The sequence below is a fragment of the Luteimonas yanweni genome (assembly GCF_039548475.1).
In the GTDB taxonomy this organism is placed as follows: Bacteria; Pseudomonadota; Gammaproteobacteria; order Xanthomonadales; family Xanthomonadaceae; genus Luteimonas.
Genome location: NZ_JBCLVC010000004.1, coordinates 12,122 through 34,092, shown reverse-complemented (window position 1 = coordinate 34,092; position 21,971 = coordinate 12,122). Strand labels below are relative to the sequence as shown.

General features: G+C 68.9%; 22 protein-coding genes. 12 read left to right on the top strand and 10 right to left on the bottom strand.

What is annotated here, in order from left to right; translation table 11 throughout:
* Positions 1–2 precede the first annotated feature (2 nt).
* From WCE39_RS01245 to WCE39_RS01210, 8 genes are all read left to right on the top strand, one after another.
* Positions 3–1,724: a PepSY-associated TM helix domain-containing protein gene (locus WCE39_RS01245; RefSeq protein WP_343274900.1), complete on the top strand. Its 1,722-nt coding sequence runs from the start codon at positions 3–5 to the stop codon at positions 1,722–1,724.
* A complete protein-coding gene (locus tag WCE39_RS01240) occupies positions 1,717–2,118 on the top strand; it encodes a DUF3325 domain-containing protein (protein ID WP_343274899.1) in 402 nt (133 codons plus the stop codon). The genes WCE39_RS01245 and WCE39_RS01240 overlap by 8 nt, the downstream gene beginning before the upstream one ends.
* Positions 2,119–2,293: 175 nt before the next feature.
* The gene (locus WCE39_RS01235) at positions 2,294–2,488 is read left to right on the top strand and encodes a hypothetical protein (protein ID WP_343274898.1); all 195 of its coding nucleotides are present in this window, start codon (positions 2,294–2,296) and stop codon (positions 2,486–2,488) included.
* 37 nt (positions 2,489–2,525) lie between these two features.
* Positions 2,526–3,389 (top strand): 4,5-DOPA-extradiol-dioxygenase, encoded by an 864-nt coding sequence (ygiD, locus tag WCE39_RS01230; protein WP_343274897.1) that lies wholly within the window; start codon positions 2,526–2,528, stop codon positions 3,387–3,389.
* 44 nt (positions 3,390–3,433) lie between these two features.
* On the top strand, positions 3,434–4,741 hold the full coding sequence (locus WCE39_RS01225) for an MATE family efflux transporter (RefSeq protein ID WP_343274896.1): 1,308 nt from the start codon (positions 3,434–3,436) through the stop codon (positions 4,739–4,741).
* Positions 4,742–4,821: 80 nt separating this feature from the next.
* On the top strand, positions 4,822–5,940 hold the full coding sequence (locus tag WCE39_RS01220) for an efflux RND transporter periplasmic adaptor subunit (protein WP_343274895.1): 1,119 nt from the start codon (positions 4,822–4,824) through the stop codon (positions 5,938–5,940).
* Positions 5,937–9,002 (top strand): efflux RND transporter permease subunit, encoded by a 3,066-nt coding sequence (locus WCE39_RS01215; RefSeq protein WP_343274894.1) that lies wholly within the window; start codon positions 5,937–5,939, stop codon positions 9,000–9,002. Before WCE39_RS01220 ends, WCE39_RS01215 begins: the two co-directional genes overlap by 4 nt.
* 73 nt (positions 9,003–9,075) lie before the next feature.
* Entirely contained in the window at positions 9,076–9,384 is a 309-nt protein-coding gene (locus tag WCE39_RS01210; RefSeq protein WP_343274893.1) for a hypothetical protein, read from the top strand.
* Between the two features lie 12 nt (positions 9,385–9,396).
* Here WCE39_RS01210 and WCE39_RS01205 read toward each other — a convergent pair whose 3' ends face one another.
* The 6 genes from WCE39_RS01205 to WCE39_RS01180 all read right to left on the bottom strand — a co-directional run bounded on the left by WCE39_RS01205 (position 9,397) and on the right by WCE39_RS01180 (position 16,226).
* Positions 9,397–9,786, bottom strand: a complete 390-nt coding sequence (locus WCE39_RS01205; RefSeq protein WP_343274892.1) for a hypothetical protein — start codon at positions 9,784–9,786, stop codon at positions 9,397–9,399.
* A 59-nt stretch (positions 9,787–9,845) separates the two neighbouring features.
* Entirely contained in the window at positions 9,846–10,619 is a 774-nt protein-coding gene (locus WCE39_RS01200; protein ID WP_343274891.1) for a LytR/AlgR family response regulator transcription factor, read from the bottom strand.
* A complete protein-coding gene (locus WCE39_RS01195; RefSeq protein ID WP_343274890.1) occupies positions 10,612–11,865 on the bottom strand; it encodes a histidine kinase in 1,254 nt (417 codons plus the stop codon). Before WCE39_RS01195 ends, WCE39_RS01200 begins: the two co-directional genes overlap by 8 nt.
* Before the next feature lie 193 nt (positions 11,866–12,058).
* Positions 12,059–13,852 (bottom strand): diguanylate cyclase domain-containing protein, encoded by a 1,794-nt coding sequence (locus WCE39_RS01190; protein ID WP_343274889.1) that lies wholly within the window; start codon positions 13,850–13,852, stop codon positions 12,059–12,061.
* Between the two features lie 52 nt (positions 13,853–13,904).
* Entirely contained in the window at positions 13,905–15,023 is a 1,119-nt protein-coding gene (locus WCE39_RS01185; protein WP_343274888.1) for a sensor histidine kinase, read from the bottom strand.
* A 78-nt stretch (positions 15,024–15,101) separates the two neighbouring features.
* A complete protein-coding gene (locus tag WCE39_RS01180; RefSeq protein ID WP_343274887.1) occupies positions 15,102–16,226 on the bottom strand; it encodes a zinc-binding dehydrogenase in 1,125 nt (374 codons plus the stop codon).
* A gap of 279 nt (positions 16,227–16,505) precedes the next feature.
* Here WCE39_RS01180 and WCE39_RS01175 point away from each other — a divergent pair, with 279 nt between their 5' ends.
* Positions 16,506–16,688, top strand: coding sequence for a hypothetical protein (locus WCE39_RS01175; RefSeq protein ID WP_343274886.1), 183 nt, complete (start codon positions 16,506–16,508; stop codon positions 16,686–16,688).
* A 68-nt stretch (positions 16,689–16,756) separates the two neighbouring features.
* On the opposite strand, the gene WCE39_RS01170 is transcribed toward WCE39_RS01175, so the two are convergent.
* Positions 16,757–17,107, bottom strand: a complete 351-nt coding sequence (locus WCE39_RS01170) for a response regulator (RefSeq protein ID WP_343274885.1) — start codon at positions 17,105–17,107, stop codon at positions 16,757–16,759.
* A complete protein-coding gene (locus WCE39_RS01165) occupies positions 17,107–18,258 on the bottom strand; it encodes a PAS domain-containing sensor histidine kinase (RefSeq protein ID WP_343274884.1) in 1,152 nt (383 codons plus the stop codon). Before WCE39_RS01165 ends, WCE39_RS01170 begins: the two co-directional genes overlap by 1 nt.
* Positions 18,259–18,394: 136 nt before the next feature.
* Between WCE39_RS01165 and WCE39_RS01160 the strand changes: the two genes are divergently transcribed.
* Positions 18,395–18,799, top strand: coding sequence for a host attachment family protein (locus tag WCE39_RS01160; RefSeq protein ID WP_343274883.1), 405 nt, complete (start codon positions 18,395–18,397; stop codon positions 18,797–18,799).
* A complete protein-coding gene (locus WCE39_RS01155) occupies positions 18,796–19,125 on the top strand; it encodes a thioredoxin family protein (RefSeq protein ID WP_343274882.1) in 330 nt (109 codons plus the stop codon). Before WCE39_RS01160 ends, WCE39_RS01155 begins: the two co-directional genes overlap by 4 nt.
* Positions 19,126–19,175: 50 nt before the next feature.
* Here the strand turns inward: WCE39_RS01155 and WCE39_RS01150 are convergent, their stop codons facing one another.
* Both WCE39_RS01150 and nirK read right to left on the bottom strand, forming a co-directional pair.
* Positions 19,176–19,811: a hypothetical protein gene (locus WCE39_RS01150; RefSeq protein WP_343274881.1), complete on the bottom strand. Its 636-nt coding sequence runs from the start codon at positions 19,809–19,811 to the stop codon at positions 19,176–19,178.
* A 145-nt stretch (positions 19,812–19,956) separates the two neighbouring features.
* Complete coding sequence (nirK, locus tag WCE39_RS01145; protein ID WP_343274880.1) at positions 19,957–21,333, bottom strand: copper-containing nitrite reductase; 1,377 nt, start codon at positions 21,331–21,333, stop codon at positions 19,957–19,959.
* Between the two features lie 202 nt (positions 21,334–21,535).
* Between nirK and WCE39_RS01140 the strand changes: the two genes are divergently transcribed.
* Complete coding sequence (locus tag WCE39_RS01140) at positions 21,536–21,916, top strand: DUF2946 family protein (RefSeq protein WP_343274879.1); 381 nt, start codon at positions 21,536–21,538, stop codon at positions 21,914–21,916.
* The last annotated feature ends 55 nt before the right edge of the window (positions 21,917–21,971 follow it).

Below are 21,971 nucleotides of genomic sequence, written 5' to 3'. Positions count from 1 at the left end.
CGATGTTCGCCACCTTCCGCCAGGCGATGGCCTGGCTGCATACCTGGTTCGGCCTGGTACTCGGCTTCGTGCTGATGGCCGCGTTCTTCTTCGGGGCGCTGTCGGTATTCGACCGCGAGTTCGACCGCTGGGCGATCCCCGCCACGCGCATCGCGCCGCAGCCGATGCCCTCATTCGAAGCGGTGCTGCGCCCGGCCTTCGAGCGCATGCAGCCGACGGCGCAGGCCGTCGATGCCATGCGTCCGCGCGCGAACGGCGCACTGCCGGAGCGCTTCGACACCATCGCCTACTGGAGCGCCTACACCACCCACCGCGATCCGCTGGTCGCGCTGTTCGCTGGTTTCGAGGTGCCGGACGCCAAGCACCCCGGTGAACAGATTTACGCCGAAGCCACCATCGACCCGCGCGATGGCCACGTGCTGCCCGACGACCGCCTCAAGATCGGAAGCGGCTTCTTCTATCCCATGCATTACGGCCTGACGCTGGACTGGAAGAACCTCGGCATCTTCATCGTTGGCTTCTCGGCGCTGGTGATGCTGGCGGCGCTGGTCAGCGGCGTGGTGATGCACCGGAAGGTCTTCCGCGAGTTCTTCACCTTCCGGCCCGGCAAGCAGCGCCTTCGCAGTGTGCTCGACCTGCACAACCTCACCGGCGTGGTCGCGCTGCCGTTCCACTTCTTTTTCGCGCTGACAGGCCTGCTGATCTTCGCAGCGACCTACTACTTCCCGCTCGGCCACACCCAGCTTCACGAGCTGCACGACCGTGCCGCCGCGCTGGACGCACAGCAGACCGGGCTGCCGCACGAGCGCGCCGGCGTGTCCGCGGAGCTGGCCAACGTCGATGCGATGGTGGCCGATGCCCGCGCCCGCTGGGAGCAGGCAGGCAAGGCCGGCGACGTCGGTTTCCTGGTGCTGATGCATCCTGGCGACGCCAACGGCTACGTGAGCGTGTACCGCGCCGGTACCGACCGCATCGCGCTGGTCGGCGACGGCGTCCACTTCAAGGCCACGACGGGCGAGTTGATCCGCGAGGATCCGGCACCGACCACCGTGGGCCGCATGGCCGAGTTCCTCACCGGCCTGCACCTGCAGCATTTCCGCCACTGGCTGCTGCGCTGGCTGTACGTCTTCGGCGGCCTGGCGGGCGCGGTCTGCATCGCCACCGGCTTCGTGTTCTTTGTCGAGAAGCGCAAGCGCCAGCACGGGGCGCGCGGCGTGCAGGGCGCGCGCGTGGTCGATGCGCTGGCGGTGGCCTCGGTGAGCGGCATGGTGCTGGCGGTGCTCGGCATCCTGGTCGCCAACCGGCTGCTGCCCGAGGACCTGCCCGCGCGCGGCGCCTGGGAGCAGCGCGCGTTCTGGGCGACCTGGGTGCTTGCGTTGCTGCACGCGGCATGGCGCAGCGCGCCGGTGGCACGCGGCCTGCCGAATCCTGCATGGCGAGAACAGGCGTGGGTGATCGCGGTGCTGGCAGCGGTGGCGGCGGTGCTCAACTGGGTGACGACCGATGACCACCTGTTGCGGACGCTCGCGAACGGCTACTGGCCGGTGGCGGGCGTCGACCTGGCGCTGCTGGCGGTGGCGATCATCGCGGGCGTGGCGGCACGCCGGCTCGGCGTGCGCGCTCGCAGCCTGCAACCGGTCCCCGCCGCGGAGCATGTATCCGCGATTGCAGGCAGAACCGCCATGCATCAGCCCAAGACTGCGCGGGCACCCCGACATGCATGAGCCGGCCGCCACGGTCTGGCTCATCGCCGCGGCCCTCTGCGCCTTCGCCGGCATGGCCTGGCTGGCGCTGGCCATGCCGGTGCACGCGCGTCAGGCCTGGGGGGGGCTGCCATCGTCCGTGCAGCTGGAGCGGCTGCGGCGGCTGGGCAGGGGCGCGGTGCTGCTCGCGCTGCCCTGCTGCCTGGGCAGCGACCACGCGAGCATGGCGGTGCTGGTGTGGCTGATGCTGCTGGCTGCCGCGGCGGTCGCAACGGCATTCATCCTCGCCACCCGACCGGTTCGCCTGCGGCTGCTCGCTCCGTGGGTCCGGTGCCACGGCTCCGCTGGCGCGCCAGGGCCTGCATCGCCGAAGGGCACGCGTCCGGCACCGACGACGACTTCACCGCCCGGCTGACCCCGTGGTGCTCCCGCACGATGCGCGAAGCTATTCCAGGAACCAGCCATGGCCAGGGAGTCGGGGCGCGGCGTGGACGGTGGCGTGCGCGACCGGGTCGTCGCGCAGGGCGGGCATCGTCCGGCTTTCACGGACGGGGACGTAGCCTCGGACCTCCCGCGAGCAGGAGTGCGCCATGAACCAGGACAAAGACAGCCGACAGCCGGAACACCGGGAACAGGACGACCAGCGGCAGCGTCCGCAGGACATGCCCTCCGAACCGGCCCCCAAGGCCGGCTTCGATCGTGAAGTGGGCGAACTCGAGGATCCCGAAGCCGAAGACGATGGTGCGCTGCCGGGACGTGCCGGCGGCGGCCTCGCCGGCGGCTGAGTCGCATACTGCCCCTCCCCGGATGATCGAGGCCGCCATGTCCATCCCGCCCCTGATGCCCGCCGCCTTCCTCGGCCACGGCAGCCCGATGAACGCGCTCGAGCGCAACCGCTACACCGAAGCCTGGCGCGCGTTCGGGGCCTCGGTACCGCGCCCGCGCGCGATCCTGGCGGTGTCGGCGCACTGGTACGTCAACACCACCGCGGTCACCACCATGCCGCGCCCGAAGACCATCCACGACTTCTTCGGGTTTCCGCAGGCGCTGTTCGACGTGCAGTACCCGGCGCCGGGCCTGCCCGAGCTGGCGGAAGAGGTGGCCGATGTCGCCAGGCCCGACTTCGTCGGTGCCGACACCGATGTCTGGGGCCTGGACCACGGCACCTGGTCGGTGCTGGTGCATGCCTTCCCGGACGCCGACATCCCGGTGGTGCAGCTGTCGATCAACGCGCAGAAGCCGCCGGAGTTCCACGTCGAACTTGGCGCACGCCTGGCTGCGCTGCGCGCGCGCGGAATCCTGGTGCTGGGCAGCGGCAACGTCGTGCACAACCTGCGCGCGATCGACTGGAAGCAGCCGGATTCCGCGTTCGACTGGAACGAGCGCTTTGACGCCGCCGCGAAGCAGGTGCTTGCCGAGCGCCCCGGAGAGGCGGCCGCGCTGATGGGCCATGCGGACTTTGCCGCGGCGGCACCGACCGACGAGCACTTCCTCCCTCTGCTGTATCTCGCCGGGATCGCCGCGGCCAGCGGCAAGGGCGCCGACGTGCTGGTGGAAGGCCCGGCATACGGGTCGCTGTCGATGACTTCCTACACCGTCGGCGCGCAGTGTCCGCCCGACAGCGACGTCACCGCGGGTGCGGCGTCGCTGCCTGCCGACGTGCCCGCCGAAGACAGCAACCTGTAGCGCCCGCCTTGGCGCAATCCCCTGAGCCACGCTCCCGCGCCGCCGTGGCGCGCCAGGCTTGGCCGATCATCCTGGCCAATGCCGCAGTGCCGGCCCTCGGCCTGGTCGATACCGCGGTGATCGGGCACTACGGCACGGCCACCAGCCTGGGCGCACTTGCCTTGGGCGCGCTGCTGTTCAACTTCGTCTACTGGAGCTTCGGCTTCCTGCGCATGGGTACGACGGGCTTCGTCGCGCAGGCGGCGGGTGCGGACGACGAGGCCGAAGTCCGGGCCACGCTCGCGCGCGCCGTGTTGCTGGCGGTCGGCCTGGGCATCGCGCTGCTCCTGCTGCAGTGGCCGGTCGCGGCGCTGTATTTCGGGCTGATGGACGGCAGCGATGCGGTCGAGTCGGTTGCCGGCGAGTACTTCCGCGCGCGCATCTGGGGCGCCCCGGCGGCGCTGGCGATGTTCGCCTGCAGCGGCCTGCTCATCGGGCTGGGCCGCAGCCGCGAACTGCTGTTCGTGCAGCTGCTGCTCAACGGTCTCAACGCGGGCCTGGACATCTGGTTCGCCGGTGCCCTGGGCCTGGGCGCGCGCGGCATCGGCCTGGGCACGGCGATCGCGGAGTGGGCGACCTGCGCGGTGGCGCTGGCGGTGGTGTGGCGCGTGCTGCGCGCGCGGCACGCGGGGGATGAGCCGTTCCTGGCCTGGTGGCGCATCGCCGACCTTGCGCGCATCCGCCAGGCGCTGGCCGCCAACGGTGACATCCTGGTGCGCACACTGTGCCTGCTGTTCGCGTTCGGCTGGTTCGCCAACGCCGGCGCGCGCTTTGGCGACGCGACGTTGGCCGCCAACCACATCCTGCTGCAGCTGGTGTCGTTCAGCGCGTTTTTCCTGGACGGCTTCGCATTCGTGGCCGAGGCGCAGGTGGGCGCCGCATGGGGCGCGCGCGACGGCGGCAGGTTCCGCCGCGCCGTGCGCCTGACCAGCGAACTGGCCGCGGGCACCGCGCTGGTCCTGGCGGCGCTGGTCCTGCTGCTGGGCGGGGCCGCCGTGGCCGCGCTGACCAGCCTGCCGGACGTGCGCGGGATCGCCGGCACCTACGTGCCGTGGACGGCCCTGTACGTGCTGCTGTCGGTGGCCGCGTTCCAGCTCGACGGCATCTTCATCGGCACCACGCGGACGCGTGCGATGCGCAATGCCAGCATGGCGTCGCTCGCGGTGTTCCTGCTGTGCGCGTGGCCACTGGCCGCGCGCTATGGCAACCACGGGCTCTGGGCGGCATTCGTGGTGTTCGTGGTGGCGCGTGCGCTTGCGCTGCTGCCGTACTTGAGGGGGATGCAGGCGGATCTGGCCGGCGTCCGAAGGTGAGTCGGGAGCGCCGGCCGGCGTCACCCGTGGACCATCGATACGCTGATATCTTGCCCGCTGTTCAGCCACGAGCCCGCCAGATGCCGATCCGCTTTCCACTGCTGCTGCTTTCCAGTCTGCTTGCCCTGTCCGCCTGTGCCGACACGGCCGCGCCGGAAGCCGCCCCCAGCCTGACCGTGACCCTGGTCGCGCCGGAGCAGCGCGAGGTCGCGCGCGAGGTGGTGGCCTCGGGCGCGGTGGCCGCGTGGGAAGAGGTGTCGATCGGCGTCGAGCTGTCGGGGCTGCGCGTGGCCAGCGTGGCCGTCGAGGTCGGCAGCGTGGTGGCCGAAGGTGACGTCCTGCTGCGCGTGGACGACCGCACCCTGGCCTCGCAGCTGGCGCAGTCCGACGCACAGGTCCGCGAGGCGCAGACCAACCTCGAGACCGCCCGTCGCAAGGCCGCCCGCATCCGCGAACTCGCCGATTCGCAGATGGTGTCACTGCAGGATGCCGAGGAAGCCGAGGCTGCGCGCGCCAACGCGGAAGCACGCCTCAATACCGCGATTGCCAGCCGCGATGCCGCGCGCGTGCAGCGAGACTTCACCGTGGTGCGCGCGCCGGTGGCGGGCGTGGTGTCGGCACGCAGCGTGCAGCCGGGGCAGGTGGTAGGCGCGGGTGGCGAGCTGCTGCGCCTGATCCGCGATGGCCGCCTGGAATGGCGCGCGGAGCTCGCCGAGGCCGACCTGCTGCGCGTGGACGTGGGCACGCCGGTGCGCGTGGAGTCGCCGGCCGGCTTCATCGAAGGCACCGTGCGTACCGTGTCGCCGGGGCTGGATGCACAGAGCCGCACCGGCACCGTGTACGTGGACCTGCCGGAGCCCGGCGGCCTGCGCGCGGGCATGTTCGCGCAGGGGCGGCTGGTGCTGGGCCGGGCGCAGGCGATGCTGGTGCCGGGCGAGGCCGTGGTGCGACGCGATGGCCGCGCCTATGTCTTCACCGTGGATGGCGAGAACCGCGTGCACGAGCGCGGCGTGGCCGTGGGCGCGGCGCATGGCGACATGATCGAGGTGCACGACGGGCTGGCGCAGGGCGATCGCGTCGTGGCGCGGGGCGCCGGGTTCCTCGGCGATGGCGACCTGGTGCGCGTGGTCGAGAGCGTTGAGGCTGAAGCTGCCGCAAACGCGCAGGCTGCGCCAGCCGCCGGAGCCGTTGCCGAATGAATTTTTCCGCCTGGTCCATCCACCGGCCGCTGCCGGCGATCCTGGTCTTCATCCTGCTCACCGCCGCGGGCCTCGTGGCGTTCAACAAACTCGCCGTCTCGCAGTTTCCCGACCTCACGGTGCCGGTGGTCAACGTCACCGTGATGCTCCCGGGGGCAAGCCCCAGCACCCTGGAAACCCAGGTCACGCGCAAGGTCGAGGACGCCACCGCCAGCATCCCGGCGCTGCGCAACACGGCTTCGATCGTCAACGAGGGCGTGTCCACCACCATCCTCACCTTCGAGATCGAGAAGGACGGCACCATCGCCAAGGACGAGGTGCGCGACGCCATCGACCGCGTGCGCATCGACCTGCCGGCCGATGTCGAGCCCCCGATCGTCTCGCTGGTCAACGTGACCGGCGGCGACATGCTCACCTATGCCGTCACCGCCGATGGCTGGAGCGACGAAGAGCTCAGCTGGTACATCGACGACACCGTGTCCAAGCGCCTGTTCGCCGTGCCCGGCGTGGGCACCGTGCGGCGCATCGGCGGCGTGGACCGCGAGATCCGCGTCGACCTGCGTCCGGAAGCGGTGCAGGGCTTCGGCGCCAGCCCCGCGCTGATCAGCCAGCAACTCGCGCGTATCCAGCAGGAGCAGCCCGGTGGCCGCACCACGGTGGGCGGCAGCGAGCAGGCCGTGCGTACGCTGGGTACCGTCGAGACCGCCGCCGACCTCGCCGATTTCCCGATTTCCATGCCCGACGGCCGCAGCGTGCGTCTGTCGACGCTGGCGACCGTGAGTGATGGCAACGCCACCGTCAGCCAGCGCACCACGCTCGACGGCCGCCCGGTGATCGGGTTTGCCGTGCAGCGCACCACCAACACCAGCGAGGTCGATGTCGGCAACGCCGTGCGCGAGGCGGTCGCGACGCTGCAGGCCGGAGAGCCGCGCCTGCGCGTGGTGGAAGTGGCATCCACCACCCAGGTGGCCGAGAACTCGTTCGATTCCTCGATGCACATGCTCTACGAAGGTTCGGCACTCGCCGTGCTGGTGGTGTTCCTGTTCCTGCGCGACTTCCGCGCCACCTTCATCAGCGCCATCGCGCTGCCGTTGTCGATCATCCCGACCTTCGCGGTGATGTACTGGCTGGGTTTCAGCCTCAACATGATCACGCTGCTGGCGCTGGCCGTGGTGGTGGGCATCCTGGTGGACGATGCGATCGTGGAGGTCGAGAACATCGACCGCCACCTGCGCATGGGCAAGTCGCCCAAGCAGGCCGCACTGGAGGCCGCCGACGAGATCGGCCTGGCGGTGATCGCCACATCCTGCACCCTGGCCGCGGTCTTCATCCCCGTGGCCTTCATGCCCGGCATTCCCGGCAAGTTCTTCCGCGAGTTCGGCTGGACCGCCGCCGCCGCGGTGATGTTCTCGCTGCTGGTCGCGCGGCTCATCACTCCGATGATGTCGGCCTACCTGCTCAAGCCGCTGCCCGAGCACAAGGGCGATTCGAGGCTCATGCAGTGGTACCTGCGCTGGGTGGACCGCGCGCTGAAGCGCCGCAACCGGACGCTCACGATCGCGCTCGGCATCTTCATCGGCTCGCTGGCGCTGCTGCCGCTGCTGGACGTGACCTTCATCCCGCCGACCGACGGCATCCAGAGCAACGTCCTGATCGAACTGCCGCCGGGCACCGCGCTCGCGACCACCGCGGAGGTGGCCGAGACCGCGCGCCAGCGCATCGCCGACATTCCCGAGATCGAACATGTGTTCGTGACCGCCGGCAGCAACTCCGGCGCGAACGGCCCGGCCGGCGACCTCACCAGCGCCGAGCTGCGAAAGGCGACGCTCACCATCCGCTGGATCGATGACCGCGACCTCACCCAGTACGAACTGGAAGGGCAGGTGCGCGAGCGCCTGGCTGACCTTCCCGGCGTGCGCCTGAGTTTCCAGGGCGGCGAACCCGGCCGCGCGCTGCAGCTGGTGCTGGCCGGCGACGACCCGGTGAAGCTGGCCGCTGCCGCCCGCGACGTGGAGCGCGAGATCCGCCAGATGCCGGGCCTCGGCACCGTGGGCTCATCGGCCTCGCTGGTGCGCCCGGAGGTGATCGTGCGCCCCGATCCCGCGCGCGCCGCTGACCTGGGCGTATCGACTGCCGACATCGCCGCCGCCACGCGCGTGGCCACCCGCGGCGACTACGAACAGTTCCTCGCCAAGCTCAACCTGCCCGAGCGCCAGGTGCCGATCCGCGTGCAGCTGGACGAGCGCGCGCTGTCGGATCCTTCGCTGCTCGGGCAGCTGCGCGTGCCCACCGCCACCGGCGGCAGCGTGCCGCTGTCGTCTGTCGCCGAGATCACCACCGCCAGCGGCCCCTCGCAGATCGACCGCTTCGACCGTCGCCGCAACGTCACGATCACCGTGGACTTGAACGGCATGGCGATGGGTGAAGTGGAGAAGCAGATCGACGCGTTGCCGTCGATCAACAACCTGCCGGTTGGCGTGGACCGCCAGGCCGCCGGCGACAGCGAGATTTTCGCCGAGATGTTCGGCGGCTTCGCCATGGCTATGGTGGCCGGCATCTTCTGCGTCTACGGCGTGCTGCTGCTGCTGTTCAACCACGCCAGCCAGCCGCTCACGATCCTGGTGGCGGTGCCGCTGGCCGCGGGCGGCGCATTCGGCGCGCTGTTGATCACCGGCCTCGACATCTCGCTGTCGGTGCTGATCGGGCTGATCCTCCTGATCGGCATCGCGGTGAAGAACTCGATCCTGCTGGTGGACTACGCGGTCATGGCGGAAGGGCAGGGCATGAGCCGGCACGAGGCCCTGATGGATGCCTGCCACAAGCGCGCGCGCCCTGTGATCATGACCACGATGGCGATGGGCGCGGGCATGATGCCGATCGCGCTCGGCCTGACGGCGGATGCCAGCTTCCGCATGCCGATGGCGGTGGCCGTGATCGGCGGGCTGATCACCTCGACCGTGCTGAGCCTGATCGTGGTGCCGGCGGCGTTCACGCTGGTGGACGACCTGGAGCAGCGCGTAATCCGCAGGTTCAGGGGTGGTGCGCATGCCGAAGCGGCTTGATCGCGTGGCAAACACGCCCGGCATGGAATCGTGAGGCCTCGCATCTGATGACGCCTTGCCGGGGCACGCAGCGATGTACCTGATCCAGCTCTTCCTCCCGCTTTACGACAACGATGGCAGCCTCATTGCCAGGTCGCTCCACGACGCCGTGCGCAACGAACTCACCGACCGCTTCGGCGGCGTGACCGCCTTTGTGCGCTCACCGGCGGTTGGCGCGTGGGAAGACGACGACGGCAGCGTCCAGCGCGACGACGTGGTGCTGCTGGAAGTGATGGCCGGGCATGTCCACCATGCGTGGTGGGCGGACTACCGGGTGACCCTGGAACGGCGCTTTCGCCAGGACGAGGTGCTTATTCGCGCGACTGCGGTCGAGCGACTGTAGGCCACCTGTCGGTCAGCGCGCCGCAATCGGCTCTGCGGACTCGCAATCCGGCCCCTGCCTGCCGCGTTCCGCGCTCACGCACAGGCGGAAGTCCCGCAGGCCGGTGATCTGGCGGCTGTCGCCGCGGTTGACCGCAAACCGCTGGACCGGCGCAGTCGCGCACGCATCGCGTTCTCCCACAGCCGTTGCCGCAGCCGCGCACTCGCGCGGATACACGGTGTAATGGCATTGCCCGGACGCGCTGCCCAGGCATTCGAAGCGTGCCACGCCTGCCTCCACGTGGGCCTTGCTGAAGAGCACGTCGTTGCCGTCGATCGTGGCGCGGTGCACGAAGGTGCTGCCGCCGCCGTCACAGCCGAACAGCGAAAGGACGAAGTAACAAAGGGCGATGAGCTTGTTCACGGGTCACCTCACGGGGGTGCTGCGGTTGTTGCGATGCGCTGCGTCACGGCGCATGGGCGCTACATGTGACGGAACAGGGCCATGAAGGGCTGGCTGACCGCCAGTGTTTCCGGGCGTGATTTCAGGCGTACGGTGCCGCGCCCGCTGTCGTCGCGCGTGATCCCGGCGATGGCCTTGAGGTTGACGATGGTGGAGCGGTGGATCTGCTTGAACATCGTCGGGTCCAGCACCTCGAGCAGGTCGCGGATCGGCGTGCGCAGCAGCGCCTCGCCCTCGGCGGTGACCACGGTGGTGTACTTGTTGTCGGCGCGGAAATAGGCCACTTCGTCGACCAGCACCAGGCGCGTCTCGCGGCCCGCGCTGGCGGTGATCCAGGTCAGAGGCGGCGGTGCGTCCGCGCGCGGCGGCATCGGCCCGATGCGTTCGAGCAGGGCCGCCAGCGCGGTGGCGTCGCTGCCGCCGTGCGCCTGCAGGCGCTCCACGGTGGCGGCCAGGCGTTCGGCCGAGATCGGCTTCAGCAGGTAGTCGATCGCGCCGCGCTCGAACGCGTCGACGGCGTACTGGTCGTAGGCGGTGACGAAAACGATGCGCGTGCCCGGACTGGCTTCGGCAGCCGCGGCCGCGACCTCAAGTCCGCTCAGGCCCGGCATGCGGATGTCGAGGAAGGCGACCTCGGGCCGGTGCCCGGCGATCGCTTCCAACGCGCTGGCGCCGTCATCGCACTCCGCGACCACGCGCAGCGCGGGCCAGGCCGCGCGCAGCTGCTCCAGCAGCGAACGCCGCAGCAGCGCTTCGTCCTCGGCAACGACGCAGGTCCAGGATGGCTCAGACATGGTTGCGGCCTGCTTCGACGGCCGCGGGCACGGTGATCGTGGCCGCCACGCCCGCGGGAAAGTTGGCGACCACCGCCAGCGCGGCTTCGCCGCCGAACACCAGGCGCAGACGCTCGCGCACGTTCTTGAGGCCGATGCCGGTGCCGCTGGTCTTCGCGTTGAAGCCGTCGCCGTCGTCGGCCACGGTGACCGCGACCGTGCCATCGCTGCGGCGGGCGCGGATCCACACCGTGCCCGCGGCGGTACGCGGCTCGAGGCCGTGCTTGATCGCGTTCTCGACCAGGGTCTGGAGCATCATCGGCGGCAGTCCGGTCGCGCGCAGGTTCTCCGGCACGTCGACCTGCACCGACAGCCGCGGCCCCATGCGGATCTTCAGGATCTCGAGATAGGCCAGTGCACGCTCCAGCTCCGCGCCCAGGGTCGACAGCTCGTCCTCGGTGCGCGGCAGTGAATGGCGCAGGTACTGGATCAGGTGGCCCAGCATCTCGTCGGCGCGCGGCGGATCGCTGCGCGCAAGCAACTGGGCGCTGGCGAGCGTGTTGTAGAGGAAATGCGGTTCGACCTGGGCGTGCAGCAGGCTCAGGCGCGCGACGGCGAGTTCCTTCTCTGTCGCCGTCTGCACCGCAGCGGCCTTCTCGCCTCGGCGATGTTCGGCCACGCGGCGGCTGATGGCGCGGGTGATCGCTTCGGCGTTCTCGTAGTTGGTGCCGTCGTCGACCAGGAACCAGTCGCTCCATGCCGGCGACTCCGGTTCGCATATCAGCGTCACGCTGCCGCTGTCGTGGCCGGGCAGGACGGTCGCGAGGATCTGGTTGCGCGGGATGCCGAACCACAGCAGCGGGTTCCAGCGGCCCAGCGGGTGTTCGCCATAGGTCTGCGGGCGGCCGACCTTGGCTCGCACCTGCAGGCTGTCGCGAGCGGCCTCGACCTGTTCCACCCGCGGCAGCTCGCGGATCGCGGCCTCGAGCATGTCGAAGGCCTCGCCGGCCTCGAACGGGATCTCCACCTGACGGCGCTGGCGGTTCGACAGCACCGTCCGGTCGACATGGCCCGCGATCAGCCGCACCCGCCCCAGGTGCGAGAGCGCCCCGGCAACCACCAGCACCATCGTGATCATTCCCAGCAGCACGATCGGCCAGTCCACCCTTCCCAGGAGCGGCAGTTCGGACCACATGATGCCGACGACGAGCACCGCGAGGAGCCAGGCGATCGCGAGGCGCAGGACGAAGAAGAAGCTCTTGATCACGGGAAGGCCCCTGATTGTGTTCGATTGCGGCGGAGCATACCGAGCCGCTTCCCGCCCTTGGCCGGGAATGCGACGAAACGTGGAATATGGCGACGAAACCCCGGGTTGGGGCCGTAGGCGAATCGGGCAGCGACGATGGGCCGCCCGGGCGCGCAGGCGGCGGGCTCGCCGGGCCTGGGGCCGGGCGTCGGGGTCAGGGCAGGACGGCGAAATGGTAGCGGTTGCGACCGGCGCCTTTCGCCGCGTACAGCGCAGCGTCTCCCTCGGCCATGAGGCTTGCCGCACTGACCGGCTGGCGCGCGTAGGCGAGCCCGATGCTGGTGGTGACGGTGAGCGCCGTGCCGCCGATATCGATTGCCTCCGCCATGGCCGCGATCAGCTTGCACGCCACGGCTTCGGCGGCCTCGGGCGGTGCATCTTCGATCAGGATCACGAACTCGTCCCCGCCCAGGCGAGCGACCAGGTCGGTCTCGCGCACGCTGTCGCACAACCGCCTCGCGAATGTCTGCAGCACGATATCGCCGGCAGCGTGGCCATGGCCATCGTTGACGCTCTTGAAGCGGTCGATGTCCATGTACATGAGTGCGAGCGGGCTGCCGTGGCGCTGTTGCCGCTTGAGCGCCAGCGCCAGGCGTTCATCGAACTGGCGGCGGTTGGCCAGGCCGGTAAGGGGATCGACGCGCGACATCCGTTCCAGTTCGAGGCGGCTCTCCGCCAGCGCCTGTTCAGCGGCGACGCGTTCATCGATATCGCGACCGGCCACCATGATGTCGACCGCCTCGCTTCCGTCATCGGCGGGTATGCAGCGCAACACGCCTTCGATCCAGACGTAGCGGCCGTCGCTGCGCAGCATCCGGTAGATCTCGGTTCGCGGCTCCCCCGAAGCGAGGACACCAGCCAGCGCCTGTGTCATCTGCCGATGGTCGTCGGGATGCAGGAAATCCCAGCGCTTACCGATCATCTCGGCGGGCCTGAAGCCGAACATCTCCACGGCCGACGGCGAGACATAAAGGAGCGTGCCGTCGGACTTGATGCGGGTAATGACGTCGTGTGAATGATCGGCCAGCATGCGATAGCGGCGCTCGCTTTCGACCAGCCGCGTAGCCAGGCGGTTGCGCTCGGCCATCGCCAGGCAGACCGGAATCGTCATCAGGCAACCGCCCGCCAGATAGAGCTGCAGCAGGGCGAGCTGGCCGTCGTCCCCGAGGCTGGGGTGCGACAGGGGACCGTGGCCGAGGGTCGTGGCCGTGGCCACGGTCACCCCCAGGGTGATCACCCCGAGACCCACCCCGGCGAACCCGTGGCGCACGGCGACGAGTAACAGGGGTGGATAGGTCAGGAACAGCACCGGATACCTGGTGAAGGCGACGCCCACGGCCACTACGGCCAGCAGTCCCATGGTGGCCAGCAGGCTCCAGCCGCGGCCCGGTTTCACGAACAGCCCCAGGCCCTCGCGCTGCACGACCAGGGTCGTGGTCGCCAGCACCACCATGCCGACGACATGTGCGGTATACCAGCCACCGAACGCGCGCACGAAATCCTGGCCGTGCATCGAATGCGCGACGGCTGCGGCCAACAGTGCCGCCAATGCGCACGCGACCAGCGTGGCAGCGGTGGCGGTCCCGCCCAGGCTGAGCCAGTTCTTCGGATCGCGAATGTTGGGAACGCGGATGCGGACGAACCACGCCACTGCCAGCGTTTCAACGAAGTTGCATAACGCAATGGCCATCGCGTACGAGGGCTCGTCGCCGGCCAGCATGCGTGCCGGAAGCTCGGCCGCGAATGCGACCGCCAGGTAGCTTGGCCAGATGGAGGTGCGCCGGGACAGCAACCACCCGGTAAGGATGCCATTGCCGACCCAGATCGCGGCGAGTTCACCAGGTCCGCGCGCCAGCGTGAGCGAGAGCCAGGCCGTCCCCGCGATGAGGATCGCCAGGACGCTCCGGTCGGCCCAGTACGTTCGTGGAAATCTCAGGCGGTGGAGCATGGTTTCATGGCGTGGAAAGGCACTGCGCAGTGTACCTGCAGGCTCGGACGCGTCAGGTCTTTGGCAGCTGCACCGTGAAGCAGGTCTGTCCGTCTGCCGCCGCCGCGCGGATCGTACCGGCGTGGGCCTTCACGATCTGGCTGACGATGAACAGCCCGAGCCCCAGGCTTGCCCGCTCGCTCTCGCCGTGGCTGAGGCCGCCGCGGCGCAGCGGTTCGAACATCACGTCCAGCGTCGCCTGTGGAATGGGCTCGCCCGCGTTGTTGACCCTCAGTTCCGCGTCGGCGCCATGGTCGCGGAGTGCCACGAGGATCCCGCCGCCATCGGTTCCGTACTTGCGCGCGTTGATCACAAGGTTCGTCAGTATTTCGCGGATGCTCCCGGCGTCGAACATGCCACGCAGCGCAGGAGGAGCATCGAAGTCGATCACGACTCCGGGCATCGACGCCTGCAGCAGTTGGATCTCCTCCTGGCACGCCTGGACCAGGTCCACCTCCTGTCTCTGCACCTCGAATCCAAGCCCCATCTGCGACCGGTTGTAGGCCAGCAGCCTGTCCAGCAGCTGGCGCATGCTTTCGCCGCTGCTGATCAGGCGCTGCGCCGCCTTGGCGATGGGAACGTCCACGGCCAGGCGCGCGATGTGCTCGGAGGCCATCATGATCGCCGTGAGCGGGCTGCGCAGGTCGTGGCCCAGGACGCCCAGGAAGATGTTGCGCCAGCGTTCCACTTCATCCGCGTAGTACTTCACTGATTCGGCGATGGCCTCGTCGATCGCTTCATTGAAACGGGTGATCTCCCCCGGGACCGCTGGGACCTCTTCCGGTGCCTCGGCCCACGCGCGCAACACCGCCGCACGCATCGCCCGGTACTCGGCCACCAGCTCGGAAATGCTGAAGCCACTGTGCGCGCGATGCAGGGCATGGGTGGCCGCCGCCGACCTGGCCGCGCCGCGATCCGTCGGCGCGCGTCCCTGGGACTTGTCGATCTCCTCGGCCCGTGTCTGCCTCCTGCGCAGGTCGGCCGCGATGGCTGCGAGGACCTGCGGCAGGTGGTCGCGCAGTTCGTCAACGCCCAGCGAGGTGCCCGCGTCGACGGAGCGGGCAAAGGTGATGGCCTCATCGACAATGGCGTCGGCGCGATGCTCGATGAAGTCTGCAAGGCCGCTCTTCATGCCGTGTTTCCATTCAGGTTCCCCACCCGGATCTTAGCTTCCGTGCACGTCGGGTGCCTTCACAACGACGCCCGTACCTCAGGCCTGCAGCGAAGGGTCGATCAGGTATTTCTCGCCCGTGGACTTGCGCTCGAACGCGGCCAGGATGTCCGGATCCAGCGCGTCGGCCAGGCTGATCACGCGGGTATAGCGGCTGGCAAATGTCGTGGTGAGTTCGGCGACGACCCGCTTGCGCATGCGCGCCATCACCTCCGGCCCGGCCTTGCGCAGAAAAGGCGTGAGCAGCCAGCCACCCAGGCTCCAGCCGAAGCCGAAGCCGCGGTGGATCACGGTGGGTCCGGTATCCAGGCCGCCGTAGACGTAGACCTGCTTGAAGGTGTCGGTGCCGTAGATGTTGTAGTTCGCCGATGCGGCGCGGCTTGCAGCGTCTTCCATCGCCTGCAGGATCTGGCCGGCGAGCGGGCCGCCGCCGATGGCGTCGAAGCCGAGGGTGGCGCCGGTGTCGGCGACGGCGTCGGCCAGTTCTGCCGCAAAGCCGGGCGAGCTGCTGTCGACCACATGGGTGGCGCCGATGTCGCGGAGGATGGTCGCCTGCGCCTGGCTGCGCACGATGTTGACCAGGGGGATGCCGTCCTTGAGGCAGATCCTGTTGAGCATCCGGCCCAGGTTGGACGCGGCGGCGGTGTGGACGATGGCGGTGTGGCCCTCGGCCTTCATGGTTTCGGTGAAGCCGAGCGAGGTCAGCGGATTGACGAACATCGAGGCGCCGTCCGCGACGTCGGTGCCTTCGGGAAGCAGGATGCAGTCCCGTGCGGGCAACCTGCGCAGCTGCGTGTACATCCCGCCGCCGAGCATGCCCACGGTCCTGCCAAGGTAGTGCTGCACGTGTGCGCCCGCCTTGACGACAGTGCCCGCGCCCTCGTTGCCCACCGGCAGCGACCGGTCAATGCGTCCGCCGATCGCCTGCAGGCGCTGCCGCGGGATGTCGGCCACCGCCACGGCTCGTTCGGGGCCTTCTTCACGCCGGAATGTGGACACGTCGGCCGGTCCGAACAGCAACCCGACGTCCGACGGATTGACGGGCGTCGCCTCCACCCGCACCACCAGCTCGTCGGGCCCGGGCTCGTCCAGCGTCACGGTTTCCAGGCTCAGGCGGAGCCGGCCATCCGACGTGGCCAGCGAGCGCAGTTCCAATCCTTGCATTCGGTATCTCCTGCAGTTGCCGGTGATGGCGGGGTCGCCATTGCCGCCGTGTCGGGACGATCGTACCTGCAGGTGCCGGCCGCGCTGTGCTGACCACCGCGACAGCCGCTCATCAGCCCGCCATCATCGGGGTCTTCCTGTAACGCCAGGAAACGACGTGACGGCGAAACGCCAGCGCCTGATCGCCACAAGCCTGAATGCAAGGGCGCGAAGATCCATCGCGCCGTCTTGACGATGCGCGTAGAAACCTGTGATCCCCTTTCACGGAGGTGCATCGAGATGACCAAGCGCGAACTCATCACGCCGAACGAAGGCGACAGCCGTTACGTGCGTCGCGACGAAGCGGGCCAGTTCAAAGAGCAGGACGACGTCGGCCGCTCGCAGAAACAGGACAAGGCGAAGAAGGCGAAGGCCACCGTCACGTCGGGACAGGGGGACAAGGGTGACCAGAAGCGCAGCTGACCATCGACCAGGGAGCAACCTGGTGAGCTGGCGGTGGGAGAGGATGGCCTGGAGGACGCAAATCGCGCCTAGCGTTCCAGGACACCAAGCAGCTGATGCAGCCGGTAGGGCTTGGGCAGGAAGCGCGCGCCTTCCGGAATGGGCGGCAGTTGGGAACGCTGGTAGCCCGAAACGAGCACGACCCCGGCACCCGGTTGCAGCCTGGCGGCTTCTTCCGCCACCTCGAGGCCGGTCACGCCCTGCGGCATGCTGACATCGGTGATGACGTGGTCGAAGCCGACGTCGCCCTTCAGTTTTTCGATGGCCTCCCTGCCATTGCTGGCCATGGTGACGTCGTAACCGAGGTCTGAAAGCGCTTCGAAGATCAGGAACCGGAGGTCGTCTTCGTCTTCGACGAACAGGAGGCGGGTCTGGGGCATCAGGAGGCTTCGAATGCGGGAAGGTGGATGGATACGGAGGTGCCGTGTCCGGGCGTGCTGTGGAGTTCGGCAAAGCCGCCGGACTGCGCGGCAAACCCGAACACCTGGCTCAGCCCCAGCCCGCTGCCCCGTCCTACTTCCTTGGTGGTGAAGAACGGCTCGAATACCCGGCTCTGGTGTTCAAGCGGAATTCCCGGGCCGTTGTCGGTGACGGAGGCGCGGATAAACAGGCGGGCGTCATCGTGCGGCGCGCCCGGCAGACGCGTCCGCCGCATCGCGGTGGACACCGTCACGCGTCCGCCTTGCGGCATCGCATCCCTGCTGTTGATGACCAGATTGAGCAGCGCGGCCTCGAACTGGCCACGGTCGATCTCCGCCAGCGCCGGGCCCGGCACGAGCGCAAGGCTGAGGTCCACGAGGTCGGCTGCGGCCCGGCGCAGCAGCGGTTCGGATTCGCGGACGAGTGCGTTGACGTCCTCGCTCTCGGCGGCAAGCACCTGGCCGCGCCCGAAGCTCAGCAGCTGGCGCGTGAGCAGGACGCCGCGATCGGCGGCCCGCATCGCGGTCTCGAGCACCTTGGCGGTCCGTTCGTCCGTGCTCCGGTGGCCGATGATGTCAAGGCTGTTGACCACCACCGTCAGCAGGTTGTTGAAGTCGTGGGCCAGGCCGAGCGTCAGCAGGCCGATGGCCTCCATCTTCTGTGCCTGGAACAACGCCTGCTGTGTCTGCTGCAGGCGCCGGTCGGCCTCATGGCGCTCGGTGATGTCGCGCGTGATCTTGGCGAAGCCCAGCAAGGCGCCGTCTTCCGCCCAGATCGGGTCGATCACCACGCTGGCCAGGAACTGCGTGCCATCACGGCGCACGCGCCAGCCCTCGGCGGAGAAGCGGCCTTCGGTTTCCGCGGTTTTCAGGTTGCGCTGCGGTACGCCGTCGCGCACCTCGTCGGGCGTGTAGAAACGCGAAAAGTGGCTGCCGATAACCTCTTCCGCACTATAGCCCTTGATACGCACGCCGCCCGGATTCCAGGACCGCACGATCCCGCACGCGTCGAGCATGTAGATGGCGTAATCGGTGACCGAGTTGAGAAGCAGGGCGAGCTGGCGCGTTTCGTCCGCCAGATGGCCGGGCAACGATGTGTGGACAGGCTGCATTGATCCCCCTGAGCGGAGACCCTAGTAGGCCGCACGTTAAACCGTCGTCAACTGCGGCGCGGAGCCGGCTGCAGGTCACGCGCTGTTGATGGCGTGTCGTGGAATGTGCCCTTCAATCGCCCGACTGGAGATTCACATGACGCTTGTTCCTTCCGACGCCCTGGTTGTCGTCGCCGATGGTACCGGGGCCCGCGTGTTCCGGAACGCCGGCGAGGAGCGCGCGCCCTCGCTGCATCAGGTCGAGCTGCGCGAGCTGATGAACATGGATGACGATGGTCCGGCAGGCAGCATGCCGCACGAGTCCACCGGCGCGCAGATCGACGAGGCCACGTTCGCCAAGCAGCTGGCGCTGGCGCTCAACGAAGGCGCGCTCAAGCAGCAGTACCAGCACCTGGTACTCATGGCCGACCCCACCACGCTCGGGAGGATGCGGCCGCTGCTGCACAAGGAGGTCCTGCAGCGCCTGGTCGCGGAGCTGCCGAAGACACTCACCAACGCACCGCTGGGCGATATCGAACAGGCGCTGCGGGCACCGCTGTGAGTTACGAAGCGCGCTACTCGGCCGTGGAACCGGCGCGTGCGGAGCTCGATGCCATGGAAGGCACCCTGCTGCTGGAGTTCGGCACCGACTGGTGCGGCCATTGCCAGGCGGCGCAGGCGCCGATCCAGGTGCTGCTGGGGGAGCACGCAGGCATCAGGCACCTGAAGATCGAGGACGGTCGCGGCCGGCCGCTGGGCCGGACCTTCAAGGTGAAATTGTGGCCGACCCTGGTGCTGCTCCGTTCGGGCCAGGAGCTGGTGCGGGTGGTGCGGCCGGTGTCCAGCGCGGACCTGGAGCCGCTGCGCGACGCGCTGGCCCGGATCTAGACAGGCAGCGGTAGCAGGTCGCCCGGCCCGCGGGTCGCGGCGGGCACGCCTCAGGTCCGGAGCAGGTCCCAGGTGCCGAATTCGGCCAGCACGCACGCCGGCCGGCGCGTGGGCAACGCCGGTTGCGCGCGCCACGCCGGCAACGTGTGTCCACCGGACCCGGGACCCGGGTCAGCATCCCAGCGTGACAGGACGGAAAGGCCCGCGTCCGTGGTGGCATGGAGTGGCACGTCCGCCAGCCTCGCTTCGCCCCGTGCCAGGCCCACCAGCAGTTCGATGGAGCGGCCGTCCAGCGGGCGGTACGCCGCCATGCGCAGGCGACCGTCGCCGCGCTGCGTGACGGTGGCCAGCAGCGTGTCGTCGCGCTGCAGCGCCACGATGGCGCCGTCAATGTCGACCGGGCCGATTTCGATCCACCAGTCCTCGCCCTCGGCGGTGCACTCGCGGGCATCGTCGGGTGCCAGCAGTTCGGCCAGTCGTGCCATGGCCGGCTCCATCGCCTGCCAGTCAGCGGTGTCACGGGCGGCGCGCAGCTGCAGGCCGTGCAGCATGTCGGCCAGCGGCAGCGCGCCATCGTTGGCGACGGCGGCCTGGAAGGCGGGGAGGGCAACGGGATAGGGAATGGCGGGCAGGCCGAGGCCGGTCAGCGCATCGGCCGTGGGGTGGAGTTCGATCATCTGGTGCATGGCGCATATTGTCCCCGGGTTTGTCTCACCAGGCGTGACTGCGGCATGACCCCTACGTGCAATTGCGGCGCCGGCTGCACTTGACTTCACAAACGCAAACGGCCCCGGAGCGGGGCCGTTTGCCTGTCGCCTTTCGGCGCCGGCGTCAGTGGCCGGACGCTGCGTCGATCGCTTCTGCGCTGTTGAAGATCGCCGGATCGGCTTCACCGTTGACGGTGAGGATGCCGGTCAGGCCCTTCTCGGCGCGGGACAGCGCGTGGTCGACCAGGATGTACTTGCCCGGGTAGTCGACCTTGAACTCGACCATGGTCGCGCCGCCCGGCGGCACCAGCGTGGTCTGCACGTCCGTCAGCGGCGGGCTGGTGAACGAGGCCAGGTCATAGACCCGGTCGAATACCTCGCCGATCAGGTGGAAGCTCGAGATCAGGTTCGGGCCGCCGACGCCGAAGAAGATCCGGACCTCTTCGCCCACGTTCGCGTTCATGTCGTAGGTCTTGGTGAGCGCGTCCATGGAACCGTTGAACATCAGGTGCTCGGGCTTCTCGTCAAGCAGCTTGTCGACCGAGAACTCCTGCAGGCCGCTGGAGCCGTGCTTCTGGGCGGTGTAGAGCTCGCCCTGCATCACGTAGTACTCCTTGTCGACCTTCGGCAGGCCGCCTTCCGGCTCCACCAGGATCATCCCGTACATGCCGTTGGAGATGTGGTGGGCGATCATCGGCGTCGCGCAGTGGTAGACGAACAGGCCGGGGTGCAGCGCCTTGAACGTGAAGCTCTTGGTTTCGCCGGGGCGCACCTGGGTCACCGCCGCGCCGCCACCGGGACCGGTCACGGAGTGGAAGTCGACCGAGTGGATGTTGACGCTGTCCTCGGCGTTCTTGAGGTTGATCGTGACCGTGTCGCCCTGGCGGATGCGCAGGAGCGGACCCGGAACCGTGTTGTCGAACGTCCAGTAGCGGTACGTGCTGCCATCGGACAGGCGGCCTTCGACTTCGGTGGTCAGCAGGTCATAGGTGACGTGCTGCGGGGCGCGGTCGCCGACGGGCGTGCCGACCTCGGCCGGGTCCTTGGACACGTCGAGCGCCGTGCTCACGACGTCCTTCACGTCGCCGACGATCAGCTTGCCGGCCATGCCCGCGAGCTTGTGCCCGGGGATGGTGCAGATGTACTCGAAGGTGCCGCCCCTGGTGGCGCGGAAGACGATGGTGGTTGAAGAGCCGACGCCGACCAGCTGGTCGGACTGCGCGTTGAACTCGGGCACCGCGATGTCATGCATGGCGCCGTCGTTGTTGGTGACCGTGATCGCGACCACCGAGCCCTCGGGCACGCGCAGGTCGGGGTTGACCACGTCCTTGATCGCGCCGGAGTTGCCGATGAAGACCATCTGGCCGCCGGTAATCTCGGTGCGCAGGCTGAAGTTGACGTCGGCGATCATGTCGACCGATGCCGTTCCCTGCGCGGCGACCTCGGCCGGGACGAATCCGCCAGCGGCGGCGAGTGCGAACAGCAGTACCAGGTTTCTCATGGTGATGACCTCAGTGGTTAAGGGCTTGAAGAAAATCGGGGGCCGATGCGTCCTGGTGCCTGGCCGTTGGAGCGCACGTTACCGGTGTACGGGGGGCAGCCAAATGACCTGGATCAAGCGCGTACGTTCGCGTATGGAAAGTGACCGGTCTTGACCTGCGTCAGATCCATTCCAGCCGCCGGCGCCGACAATCCGCCTCGAGATGAACGCGAAGGCATTCCAGTACTGGATGGGACGGATCGGACTCGCAGCGGCACTGTTGCTGCTGCTGGTTCCCACCACCACGCGGCTGGTTGACGCAGCAGGCGGCGCGGGAAGCGCGCAGGGTCTGGCCGCGCATGGCGGACACGCACCGCATGGCCTGCACGACGGAACAGGGCGGGGCGATACCCGTCCCGCGATCGGTGATCCGGACTGCGACTACTGCCCCCTGTTGGCGGCGCTTGCCGCACCCGCGCCGATGGTGGTCAAGATCGTCGCGCTGCCCGCGGCGGCCGTGCCGGCGCTGGCACCGGCCACCCCCCGGGTGGCCTGGCTGCATCCGAACGGACTGGGATCGCGCGGACCGCCGCGCGCCGGCTGAGCCACGCCACGCCGCCGGCGCCCGCCGCGCGGCACCCCACCGCAATCCGTTTCGT